This window comes from Hypericibacter sp. (assembly GCF_050729195.1).
Lineage (GTDB): Bacteria > Pseudomonadota > Alphaproteobacteria > Dongiales > Dongiaceae > Hypericibacter.
The window spans coordinates 70229-81971 of the sequence record NZ_JBOHKS010000262.1 but is presented as its reverse complement, the minus strand read 5'-3'; the positions used below and the strand labels follow the sequence as shown (position 1 = coordinate 81971).

The following is an 11743-nucleotide window of genomic DNA, read 5'->3' as shown; positions in this document are numbered from 1 at the left end:
GGCGGTCGCCGCCGCGGCGGCGATCCTCTTCGATTACCTGCAATATGTCAGCGCCAGTTGGGCCGTCGACAAGGCGCTCAACCGGAAAGACAAGCCCAACACCTACAACAAATGGTGGGTGTCCTATCAATGCCGCGCCGCGTTCTTCTGGCTGAAGCAGGTGGCGGCCTTCGTGAGCGCGATCTGCCTCTGCTATATCGTGCTGTTCCCGGCCTGATCGGGCCGGGCCCACGCCGCCGTCAGGCCTTGCGCGTGACGATGCGGAAGAACAGCACGGTCAGCACCAGCACCATGCCCAGCAGCACGAAAGAGGCCGCCGAGCCTTCATTGATGGCGAGGCCGAGGAAGGCGCGCTTATAGGCAAAGTAGCTGAGCAGGTCGGTCGAGATGCCGGGCCCGCCCTTGGTCAGCACATAGACCAGGTCATAGGTCCGGAACTCGTTGATGAGCTGGATGATGATGGCGATGGCCGCGATCGGCCGCAGCATCGGCAGCGTCAGATACCAGAATTGCTGCCATTCCTTGGCGCCGTCCACAGCGGCGGCCTCATAGGGCTCGCGTGGCAACGAGGCCAGCCCCGCGGCCAGGATCAGGATCACGAACGAGACCTGCTGCCAGACATCGATGAACACCACCGACCAGAAGGCGAAGCCGGTGGAGCCCAGCCAGTCGAAGCCCGGATGGCCGAACAGCTCGAACAGGCGGTTGACGATGCCGAGATTGGGCTGCAGCAGCATATGCCAGATCAGGGCAACGCTGACCGGCGACATGGCCATGGGGATCGTGAGCACGGCGAAATAGACGGCCTTGAGACGCACCACGCGATTGAGCATCACGGCGACGCCCAGTCCCAGCAGGAACTCGGCCGTCACGGTGATGCCGGAATATTTGATGGTGAGCCAGACCGAGTTCCAGAAATACTCGTCGGCCATCACGGCCGCGAAATTCTCGATCCCGACGAAGGGCAGCAGCTTCGGATGCAGCAGGGTGAAGCTGGAGATCGAGAGCAGCACCGCATAGACCAGCGGGAATCCCATCACGATGGCGATCACCGACAGGCCCGGGAGCGCGAACTTCCAGCCGGTGACAGCCCACCGGTCCTTCGTTCGCCTTGGCCGCGCCGTTTTAATCGCCAGATCGGTCATGGGTTCCTATGGACTTGAAGGCATCGGCGGAGACCCATGATGGGTCTCCGCCAGCGCCCGGATTGTGCGCTACTGCGCTTTCTTCATCAGGCCATCCAGCCCGTCCGCCGCTTCCTTGAGCGCGTCGGCCGGCTTGGAATCGCCCGAGCCCGCCAGCGAAAGCTGACGGCCCAGCACGTCCTCGTACTGCGCCGAATAGGCGAAGATCGGGAAGGCGTCCCCGCTCGCCACCACGTCCAGCGCCTGCTTGTAGAAGGGGAATTTCGCCAGCACGTCCTTGTTCTCATAGGTGTCGCTGCGGACCGGCGCATGGCCTTCGAGAGCGCGGGCGATCGAGATCTTCTCGCCCTGGACCCAGCTGATGAACTTCCAGGCCGCCTCTTGCAGCTCCGGGCTCTCGTTCTTCGGAATGGCCCAGCCCCAGCCGCCGCTCTCGCCATGCCCGCCCGGCATGACGGCGAGCGCCACCTTGCCGGCGACGTTCGGGCATTTTTCCTTGCTGTCGAGCTGCGGCAGCATCCACCAGTAGGTGACCATGCTGAAGGCCTTGCCGTCGCACATCAGGCGATAGGTGTCGTCGAGCGTCGCCGAGAGGGCGCCCTGCTGGGCGCCGTTCTTGATGTTATCGACATAGAGCTCCAGCGCCTTCAGGCCCTCGGGGCTGTTCAGCACCACCTTGCGGTCCTTATCGAGATAGGCGCCTCCGGCGGAGAAGAGATAGTTCGAGAACTCCATGCTGTTGGGATCGCCACGCTGGCCCTGCATCGCCGCACCGGCAACGCCGGCAGTGGCCTTCATGAATTTGCTGAGCGCCACATAGTCGGCGAGCGAGGCCGGCAAGGCGAGATCCTTGCCGGTCGCGGTCTTGTAAGCCGCCGCCAGCTTCGCATCGGCCAGCAGGTCGGTGCGATAGATGAGCCCCATCGAGTAGTTGTACATGGGGATCATATAGAGCGTGCCCTTATGGTTCCCGACCAGATCGAGCATCGAGGGGAAGAAGGGCTTGAGATCGAATCCGCTCTTGTCGACGAAGGGCTTCAAATCGGCGAGCCAGCCGGCTTCGGGAAACTCGCCGGCCCAGAGGAAGTCGACCTCCAGCACATTGTAGTAGCTGCTGCTGCCGGTGAGCTGCGTCACCAGCTTGTCATGCATCTCCGAATAGACCAGCTTCTGGAACTCGACCTTGATGCCGGTGTCCTTCTCGAACTGCGGCAGCATCGCCTCGATGATCTGCGTCTCCGGCACATCCTCCATCAAGGCGTGGAGCGTGATCTGGTCGGCATGGGCGACCGTCGTGCCCGCCGTCATCAGCGCGGCGAGCGAAATGCCGCCGAGCCAGGCCGTCAAATGTCTAAACCTCATGGGTATCCTCCCTTGTGTCTGATCGATCGACTCTCGTTGCGCCCGGCTTGATTCCGCCGGGCTTGGATCTGGGCCGGTAATGCGGGTGGTCCGAATGCTCTCCTACTTGATCGCGCCGAAGGTCAGGCCGCTGACGAGATATCTCTGGATGAAGCGCGAGGCGATCAGCAGCGGCGCCACGCCCAGCACCACGCCGGCCGACACCTCGGCGATCTGCACGCCGTTCTGTGACTGGAGCCCCGAGAGCGCGACCGGGATGGTGGCGGTGGTCGGTCCGGTCAGGACCAGGGCGAAGAGGAACTCGTTCCAGGCGAGGATGAAGCCCAGCACGCCGGCGGCGGCGAGCCCTGGCAGCGAGACCGGGATCACGATGCGCCAGAAGGCGCCCCAGGCCGTGGCGCCATCGGTCATGGCCGCCCATTCGAGCTCGACCGGCACGCCTTCGAAGAAGCCCATCAGGATCCAGGTGAGGAATGGCAGATTGACGGCGGCATAGGCGATCATCAGGCCCGGCACCGAGTTGGTCAGGCCCGCGAGCCGGAAGATCGCAAAAACCGGCAGCACGATTGCGACCGGCGGCAGCATCTGGGTCGCCAGCACGATGAAGCGGCTCGCCTGCCCGCCGGTGCGGAAGCGCGCGAAGGCATAGCCCGTCATGGCGGCCAGCGGCAGGGCCAGCAAGGTCGAACCCAGCGCCGCCATGAAGCTGTCCTGATAGGCCAGCGCAAAATCGTCCTTGGCGAAGAGCTTGACATAGTTGGCGAGCGTCAGGCCCGGAAAGAGCGAGGTCTGATAGGCCAGCGAATCCGGCACAAAGCTGGTGCGCAGCACCCAGAGCGGCGGCAGCAGGATATAGAGCGAGAACAGCACCAGGAGCAGATGCGGAACGATGTTCCTGCCCTTCCTCATGACGCCTGCATCCCGTTGCTCATCGCACCCCTCCTGCCCTCGCCTCAATCCATCGAGACGCCGCCGCTGGCATTGACCGCCTCGCCGGTGAGGAAGCGCGAGAGGTCGCTCGCCAGGAACAGCACGATATCGGCCACGTCCTCGGGCTCCTCGATCCGGCCCAGCGGCGTCAGCGAGATGTATTCCTGACGCACGGCGTCGGGCGTCATGCCGCGCAGCTTCGCCTCCCAGACGATCTCGCGCTCCTGCATGCCGGTGCGCACGAAGCCGGGACAGACGCAATTGACGCGGATGCCATGCTTCGACACCTCGCGCGCGAGCGCCTGGGTGAAGCCCAGCACCGCGAACTTGCTGGCCGAGTAGTGGGCCAGCAGCGGCGCGCCGACCTTGGCTGCCAGCGACGCGGTGTTGACGATGACCCCCGGGCGATCGGCCTGGCGCCAGCGCCGGACCGCCGCCTGGTCAGTCAGGAACACGCCCTTGGCATTGACGTCCATGTTGGCGTCCCACTCGGCCTCGGTCAGATCCACCACCGGATTCATGGTCGAGATGCCGGCATTGGCGCAAACGATGTCGAGCCCGCCCAGGTGCTTCCAGGCTTCGTCGAAGACCCGGGCGGTCGCGGCCGCGTCCGTCACGTCGAGGGCGGCCGAGAGCGGCTTGCCGTCGAACTCGCGCGCCACGGCGGCCGCGGCGTCGCCGTTCTTGTCGGTCACGAAGACCCGGGCGCCGGCACCCGCGAGCGCCGCCACGATCGCGCGGCCGATTCCGGAACCGCCGCCGGTCACCAGAGCGAGACGGCCTTCGAGCAGCTTGGCGTTGGTCATGATCGATGTCTCCCCAATCCCAGCCCGTCAGTCATTCCGTTCCAGCTTCGGATAGAGCGTTTTCAGGCGTTCATAGGTCTCGCGGAAATTGGCGTAGCTGCGGTCATAGATCGCGCTCTGTGCCGGGCGCGGCTCGAACACGCGCCCGCCCGCCACATAGCGGCTGACACCGGCGAAGGACTTCACCAGCCCCGCGCCGAAGCCCGCCACATAGGCGGCACCGAGGCAGGAGCCCGGATGATGCTCGATCCGCTGCACCGGCCGGCCGATCGCATCGGCGGCGATCTGCAGCCAGAGATCGCTGACGGCGCCGCCGTCGCAGGCGAAGATGCGCTTCACGGCGAGGCCGCGCGCGGTGAAGATCTCGACATGGTGGCGGAAGCCGAAGATCACGCCCTCGAGCGCGGCGCGCCAGATATGGGCCAGGCGATGATGCAGCCCGAGCCCGACGATGGTGCCGCGCGCGTAAGGATCATGCAGCGGCGTCTTCTCGCCGAGGAAATAGGGCAACAGCACCAGCCCCTTGGCGCCGGCCGGGATCTCCGCGGCGAGGCGATCGAGCCAGGCGAAGATCGAAAGGCCGGCCGCCGCGGCCTTGGGCTCCTCGCCCGCCGCCAGCTCCCTGACGATCCATTTGAGCAGGCTGCCGGAGGTCGCGGTGCAGCCATTGCTGAAATAGTGATCGGGAATGACGTGATAGTCGATGAAGAGGCGCGGATCGGTGACCGGCTTGGCGGTCGAGAGCAATATGTCGCCGGCCCCGCCGAATTTGAGCACGAGATCGCCGTCTTCCGCGGCGCCCGCGACATAGGCCGACGCGACATGGTCGGCGCATCCCGCCACGACCGGCGTCCCTGCCGCAAGGCCAGTGGCCGCCACCGCGGCTTCGCTCACCGTTCCGATCAGCTCGTGAGATTTGCGGATCGATGGAAACACGGCTGGATCGACGCCGGCCGCCGCCACCAGCTCGTCGGCAAAACGCCGCTTGTCGAAATCCATCAGGCCGGATTCGAGCGCCCAGTTATGCTCCACATGGCGCGCGCCGGTCAGGCGATAGGCGATGAAATCATAGGAGCCGAACACGGTCGCGATCGACCGGAAGACCTCCGGCTCATGACGCTCCAGCCAGCGCAGTTTCGGCGCCACCAGCTGCTGGTTGATGCTGCCGCCGGTCAGGTGGAAGAAGCGGTCGGGATCGATGGCCTGGCGCATCGCCTCGATCTCGCGCGTCGCGCGAGCGTCGTTCTGCTGAATGCTGTGACGCAGGACGCGGCCGTCTCGGTCCAGGAGAACGACGGCCGGAACCATGCCCGTGACACCCACGGCCGCAATGTCGCGGCCTTTCAGGCCGGTCTGCGCCAGCAGCTCGGCCGTGACCGCCTGGACATTGGACCACCAGAGCTCGGGATCCTCCTCGGCCCAGCTCGCATGATGCGAGATGAGCTCGCTCGGCCGCGACGCGGTCGCCAGCGTCCCGCCCTCGCTATCGATCAGGATTCCGATCGTCGAGGTGGTGCCGATATCGAGGCCGAGCAGAACCGCCATCGGGTTACCGCGACTTTCCAACCAGATCCATGAAGCGCTTCACGCGATCGCCATCGACAGCATTGAAGGTCTTGCCGTCGACCTTGAAATGGGTGCCGACGATACAGCCGTCGCCGATCGAGAGGATCTCTTTCACCGTATCGATATTGACGCCCGTATTGGCGAAGACCGGCGTATCGCCGACGGCTTCCTTGGCCGAGCGCAGATCGCTGGTCGATGCCGCCTGCCCGGTCATCGGCCCCGACACCAGGATCACGTCGGCCAGCGACGAGAACACCGCGCTCTTGGCGCGCTGGGCCACGGACCGGCTGCCGACCGAGGAGGCGAACTCCGCATTGACGTTGAACATCAGCTTCAGGTCGTCACGGCCCAGATTATGGCGCAACCGCAGGGCGCCGGCACAGTCGGGCTCCCAGGTGCCCATGTCGGATTCGAAGACCCCGGTCATGATCTCCCGGCCGAAGCGGGCCTGGGTCGCGGCGCACAAGGCCACCGTGGCCACGGGATCCCACAGATAATCGGCGCCGAACGGAATCTTGATCGTCGGCCGCAGGGCGCCGATCGCGGCCGCCATGGCCGCCAGGCTCTCCGGCGTCGCTTTCAGCAGATAGGGCCGGTCGTTCTCGTTGCCGAACATGACGGCGTCGACGCCGCCCTTCTGCAGGCGCTCGATATCGGCGGCCGCCCCGTCGATGATGGCGCTCATCCCGCCCCTGGCGTCATAGAGCGGCGATCCTGGCAAGGCATGCAGATGCACCATGCCGATGATGGGTTTGTGGCTGCCGAAGGTCTGCTTGAGCATGACGTCGTCTCCATGGAGTTTCGCCGGACGGGCCCCGTCGCCGGGATCTAGGCCCGCCGCGCGATCGCGTTCGTGGTCTCGGGATCGAACAATCTGATTTCGTTGCCGTCCACAAACAGCCTCTGCGCGCTGCCGATTGCGGCGCGGTAGTTGCGCCCCAGCCGCGCCGAGATTTCCTTGCCGGGAATGCCTCGCGGTGCCAGCACCAGGATGACTTCCGCGCCCAGCGCCTCGAGGGCGACGACATCGCCTTCGATCGGCTGCCAGCTCGCGCTCTCCTGCTTCTCATGGAGATCCTCGGATCGGATGCCGAGAATGACGGTCTTGCCGACCCAGGGCTTGACGCTCTGGACATAGGCGTCGGGAACCGTCAGGCGAAGGCCGCCCTTGGCCATGACCGGCGCGCCCGACGGGCCGGCGCTCAATGTCATCTCCAGCAGGTTCATGGGCGGGCTGGCGAGGAAACCGGCGACGAAGGTATTGACCGGATCGCGATAAACCTCGAGCGGCGCCCCGGCCTGGATCATCTGGCCGTCCTTCATGATGCAGATTCGCTGGCCCATGGTCATGGCCTCGACCTGATCATGGGTGACATGGATGATGGTGGTGCCGAGCTGGCGATGCAGCTTGACCAGCTCGAGGCGCATGTCCGCGCGCAGCCGCGCATCGAGATTCGACAACGGCTCGTCGAGAAGAAAAGCGACGGGCTCTCGGACCAGGGCGCGGCCCAGCGCCACGCGCTGCCTCTGGCCGCCTGAGAGCGCGCCCGGCTTGCGGGCGAGGAAGCCCTCGATGCCGAGCATGGCCGCCACACGCTGCACCTGCGGGCCGATCTCGGCGGCGGACCTGCCATGCATCTTGAGACCGAAGGCGAGGTTCTCCGCCACGGTCATATGCGGATAGAGCGCATAGTTCTGAAACACGACCGCGATGTCGCGATCGCGTGGCGCCACGTCATTGACGAGCCGGCCGCCGACATAGATCTCACCCTCGGTGATACTTTCCAGGCCCGCGATCATGCGCAGCGCCGTCGATTTCCCGCAGCCCGAAGGGCCCAGCAGGATCATGAACTCGCCGTCGCGAATCTCGAGGCTGACATCGCGCACCGCAGTGACCGCGTGGCCATAACGCTTCGTGACATGCCGCAGTTCGATCGACGCCATAAGTCCCCGCCACGGCGCTCGCCCGGTTCCGCCGTCTTCCGCGCAGAGTTTCACAATATTGAACAAATAACAACATCTACTCCCAGGATATGTTATAATTTGTGCGAATTATCCCCAAGGCCTGGAAGTCCATGACATCGAGGCACAACGCGCCGGATCCGAAGAAGGATCGCCCGATCGAGGGCGAGGCCGGCCGGATATTGGCGGGCGCGCGCCAGGCCCGGATTGCCGAGATCGTCGAGCGGGTGGGTTTCGTCTCGGTGGCCGAGGTCGCGGCCACGCTGGGTGTCTCCGGCATGACCATCCGCCGCGATCTGGAGCGGCTGGAAGCGCGCAGACTGCTGACCCGCACCCATGGCGGCGCCATGGCCATGGCGGTCGAACGTCCCGATACGGGGAGCCGATCCGAGAGCGTCACACGCGGCGAAATCTACGATGCCGAAGAGCCGGCCTTCGAGCGGCGGCGCCGGCGCAACGCGACCGCGAAGGCGCGGATCGCGCGCGCCGCAGCCGGTCTGGTCGGTGCCGGCGAAACCGTGGCGCTCGATGTCGGTACCTCGACCCTGGCTTTGGCGGAGGAACTGGTCGCCCGCGACGATCTCCGCGTCTTCACCAACAATCTTCGCGCGGCCATCGCCCTCACCCGCAGCCGGAGCCCGGTCTATCTGCTGGGGGGCCAGCTTCGCGGCGCCGAGCTGGCGGTGGTGGGGCCAGCGGCGACGGCCCAGGTCAACGACTACTACTTCGACCGCGTGTTCCTGGGCGTTTCGGGCGTCACCGAAGCCGGTTATTTCGACTATGCGCTCGAGGATTCCGAGATGAAGCGCGCCTTCATCGCCCGGGCCCGCCAGGTGATCGTGCTCTGCGACGGCTCCAAATTCGATCATCGCGCGCTGGCGCGGATCTGTGCGCTCGGCGATGCCGGCATGATCGTCACCGACCGGCCGCCCCCGCCCCATCTGCGCCGCGCCCTCGATCAGGCGAAGGTCGAGCTTCTGGTGGCGGCGCCCTGAGGCGCCGACCCGATACCCCTCCCCTTCCCTGTCATTGCCGGGCTTGACCCGGCAATCCAGTCGCTGGATCCCCGGGTCAAGCCCGGGGATGACACTGCGCTTAAGAGTTCGGATCGTTCAGATTGTCGAGCGGGTAGATCGGCCGGCGCACATGCTTGAAATCGAGCATGGCGTAGTCGGAGGTGCAGACGCCGACCCCGGCGCATTCGATGATCTGCTTCGCTATCGCCTTGAAGCCGGCGCGATAATGGATCCGGCTCTTCAGCATCACATATTTCTTCGCCGTCGGGTCGATGCCGAGCGAGGTGAAGCAGCCGAGATCGAAGGGCTCCAGATGCTTGGAGATGACCACGATCTCAGCCTTGCCCGTATCGAGCACCACCGCCGTCCCCATATCCATCAGCATGCCATGCCAGGCCTTGCCGCGATTGCGGAACTGGCCATTGGAGATGAGCTTGACCGTGCCCGTCACCTCACGCGGCTCGCCCTTGCGGTTGATCGAGGGCATGTCGAGCTTGCCGCCAAGCGGGATCGTGACCGTGGCGCCGACACCGGCCGCGATCATCGTCTTGACCGCCGCCGGATCATGGATCGCGAAGGCCGCCACATCCTCCAGCCCTGAATCGAGGATGGCACCCAGCACCTTCATCGTGTCCATGGTGCCGCCCGAGGCGCAATTGTCGTAATGGTCGAGCAGCACGACCGGAAACTCGGCGGCGGCCTTGGCGCGCGCCAGCGACGCTTCCAGCGGCTCGAGGCGATAGACGAAGGCCTCGCGGTTGGTCCAGGCAAAGTCGAGAAGCTCGTCGCGATAGCGCTTGGCGAGATCCGGATCGTTGTTCGTCACCACCACCGCCGACAGCCCGGCTAGCGAGATGTCGGCATGAGGAAAGCCGGTGAAGAGCGTGGCGCAGAGCGCCCCTTCCCGCTCCATCCGCCTTGTCATGGCCTGGAGATCCTTGTTGGGGAAATCGTCGCTGCCCTGGCGCATGACATGGGGCAGCATCGGCCGGTTGCCCCAGGCCATGGTCGGGCGCGCCTCGCCTTTGAGCATGGCGAAGATCGGCTTCGCCGCGCGCAGCGAGGTCTCGTAGGTGTCGATATGGGGATAGGTCTGGTAGCCCGCGACCACGGTCGCGTTCTCGGCGATGGCCGGATAGAAGTTGGTGTGCATGTCGAGCGAGACGCCGATCGGCAAACGGGGTGCCAGCTTCCGCAGCCGCGACAGCAGCTCGCCTTCGCCATCCTCACGCGAGCGCGTCACCATCGCCCCATGCAGATCCAGGAGCAGCGCATCGCAGCCCTTGGCGACCGCGCGGCAGATCTTGTCGCAGATATATTCATAGGCCTCGTCCTCGACGGGCCCGGAGGGCCAGGCCTCGGCCGAGATCGCGATCTCGAACTCGGCGCCATGCTGTTCCGCCAGATCGATGAAGGCAGCCACGCCCGCGCCCGTCCCCTTCAGGGCCTTGTAGGCCGCCTTGCCTTCGAGCAGCTCGTCGCCGGCCTTGCCGAACCGCGCCAAGGGCGTCGGCACCGGCGAAAAGGTGTTGGTTTCATGTTTCATCGCGGCAATGACGAGACGCATCGGCTCCCCCTCGAAAATCAGGAGACCCGAGCCTAGCGGATGAAGCGGCGCCCGTCTTGTCTCTGATGATCAGACGGCGGGACCATGGGTCGGGTTGGGGTGCTTCTTCAGGCAAAATGCCAGGGCCATGCCGACAGCGAGTGCGATCCCGATACCGGCCACGCAAGCCTCCCACCCCAAACGGTCGAAGACCTGACCCAGCAGCGCCGTGCCGACCAGGCCGCCACCAAAATAACAGGCGAGATAGATCCCGCTGGCAGAGCCCCGGTCGGTGGTCGCGGCCCGGCCGATGAAGCCGGTGGCCGCCGCCTGGGCGAAGAAGGTGCCGATTCCGATCAGGGCCAAACCGATCAGAACGGCAATGATGTTGGATAACAGCAACAGGGGCAGCCCGAGGGCAGCCAGCAACAAGGCGCCGCCGACAGTCTTGCGCGTGCCATGGCGATGAGCGACGCGTCCCGCCAGGGGCGTCGTCAGGATGGCCGGCAGGAAGACGAAATAGACGAAACCCAGCTGCATCGGGCCGATCGCGAGCGGCGCGCGGACCAGCACGAAATTGACGAAGGTGAAGGTGCCGATGAAGGCAAAGAGAATACAGAAGCCGACGCCGAAGCTCGCGCGCAAGGGCCGGTTGCGCAGATGCTCCGCCCAGATCGAGAGCGGCGAGCGCGTCAGGACGGGACGCTCCATCGCAACGGCGCGGCGCAGGCTGACAGCCACCAACAACGCGCCCAGAAGATTGAAGGCCGCGAAGAGGTAGAAGTTCGTGGCCAGGCCCCAATGCTCGGCGACGGCTGCCGACAGCAACCTGCCGAACAGATTGCTCGCGACATTGCCCGTGATATAGGCCGCCGAAGCGGCGACCGCTTCCTGGGCGCTGCTGCGTTCCGCCAGATAGGTCAAGGTCAGCGTGAAGGCCGAGGCCATGCAAAGGCCCTGAAGGATCCGCAGGCCGGTGAAGACGGCGAGGCTCGGCGCCACGGCCAGCAGCGCCGTCGGGATCGAGAGCAGCATCAGGCTGACGAGAATCCCACGGCGGCGATCGATCCTGCGGCTGACCAGCGCGATGCCGAGGCCTGCCAGCGCCATGCCGATCGTGCTGGCATTAACCGCCAACCCCATCGCGGCTGGGCTCACCCCATAGACCCGGGTCAGGGTCGGCAGGATGGCCTGGGTGGCGAAGAGATCGACCACCGTCAGGAAGGCGACGAGACCGATGATCAGGGTTCGGAAGGCAGAGGGCCCGGCGATCGAGGCCAGCATGGCCATCGGCATCGGTGAAGATTTGGCGATCATCGTCATGGTCGTCTCCGGAGAAATGAGCGATCGGCTGTGACGGACAGCCTTGCGTCCACCGCGTCACCAGCCGATCCCATAGGTCCCGCATCG

Annotated in this window: 11 protein-coding genes; 2 read left to right on the top strand and 9 right to left on the bottom strand. The window is 65.4% G+C overall.

From position 1 onward, the window contains the following. Nucleotides 1–217: hypothetical protein (locus tag ACREE8_RS21255; RefSeq protein WP_431575019.1), on the top strand; the 217-nt coding region annotated here is incomplete at its 5' end. A 22-nt stretch (nucleotides 218–239) separates the two neighbouring features. On the opposite strand, the gene ACREE8_RS21250 is transcribed toward ACREE8_RS21255, so the two are convergent. The 7 genes from ACREE8_RS21250 to ACREE8_RS21220 form a co-directional block, all read right to left on the bottom strand. Further along, nucleotides 240–1145, bottom strand: coding sequence for a carbohydrate ABC transporter permease (locus tag ACREE8_RS21250; RefSeq protein ID WP_431575018.1), 906 nt, complete (start codon nucleotides 1143–1145; stop codon nucleotides 240–242). A 69-nt stretch (nucleotides 1146–1214) separates the two neighbouring features. Continuing rightward, the gene (locus tag ACREE8_RS21245; protein ID WP_431575017.1) at nucleotides 1215–2507 is read right to left on the bottom strand and encodes an extracellular solute-binding protein; all 1293 of its coding nucleotides are present in this window, start codon (nucleotides 2505–2507) and stop codon (nucleotides 1215–1217) included. A 102-nt stretch (nucleotides 2508–2609) separates the two neighbouring features. Further along, nucleotides 2610–3416, bottom strand: coding sequence for a carbohydrate ABC transporter permease (locus ACREE8_RS21240; protein ID WP_431575016.1), 807 nt, complete (start codon nucleotides 3414–3416; stop codon nucleotides 2610–2612). 44 nt (nucleotides 3417–3460) lie between these two features. Beyond that, the gene (locus ACREE8_RS21235) at nucleotides 3461–4243 is read right to left on the bottom strand and encodes an SDR family NAD(P)-dependent oxidoreductase (RefSeq protein ID WP_431575015.1); all 783 of its coding nucleotides are present in this window, start codon (nucleotides 4241–4243) and stop codon (nucleotides 3461–3463) included. Between the two features lie 27 nt (nucleotides 4244–4270). Next, complete coding sequence (locus ACREE8_RS21230) at nucleotides 4271–5788, bottom strand: FGGY-family carbohydrate kinase (protein ID WP_431575014.1); 1518 nt, start codon at nucleotides 5786–5788, stop codon at nucleotides 4271–4273. 4 nt (nucleotides 5789–5792) lie between these two features. After that, nucleotides 5793–6590 carry a BtpA/SgcQ family protein gene (locus ACREE8_RS21225; RefSeq protein ID WP_431575013.1) on the bottom strand — a complete coding sequence of 266 codons (798 nt, stop codon included), beginning with the start codon at nucleotides 6588–6590 and terminating at the stop codon, nucleotides 5793–5795. A gap of 47 nt (nucleotides 6591–6637) precedes the next feature. After that, nucleotides 6638–7753 carry an ABC transporter ATP-binding protein gene (locus ACREE8_RS21220; protein WP_431575012.1) on the bottom strand — a complete coding sequence of 372 codons (1116 nt, stop codon included), beginning with the start codon at nucleotides 7751–7753 and terminating at the stop codon, nucleotides 6638–6640. Between the two features lie 131 nt (nucleotides 7754–7884). Between ACREE8_RS21220 and ACREE8_RS21215 the strand changes: the two genes are divergently transcribed. Next, on the top strand, nucleotides 7885–8766 hold the full coding sequence (locus tag ACREE8_RS21215) for a DeoR/GlpR family DNA-binding transcription regulator (protein WP_431575011.1): 882 nt from the start codon (nucleotides 7885–7887) through the stop codon (nucleotides 8764–8766). Nucleotides 8767–8866: 100 nt separating this feature from the next. Here ACREE8_RS21215 and ACREE8_RS21210 read toward each other — a convergent pair whose 3' ends face one another. Both ACREE8_RS21210 and ACREE8_RS21205 read right to left on the bottom strand, forming a co-directional pair. Beyond that, nucleotides 8867–10354 carry a M81 family metallopeptidase gene (locus ACREE8_RS21210; protein WP_431575010.1) on the bottom strand — a complete coding sequence of 496 codons (1488 nt, stop codon included), beginning with the start codon at nucleotides 10352–10354 and terminating at the stop codon, nucleotides 8867–8869. 69 nt (nucleotides 10355–10423) lie between these two features. Further along, nucleotides 10424–11656, bottom strand: coding sequence for an MFS transporter (locus ACREE8_RS21205; RefSeq protein WP_431575009.1), 1233 nt, complete (start codon nucleotides 11654–11656; stop codon nucleotides 10424–10426). Nucleotides 11657–11743 lie beyond the last annotated feature (87 nt).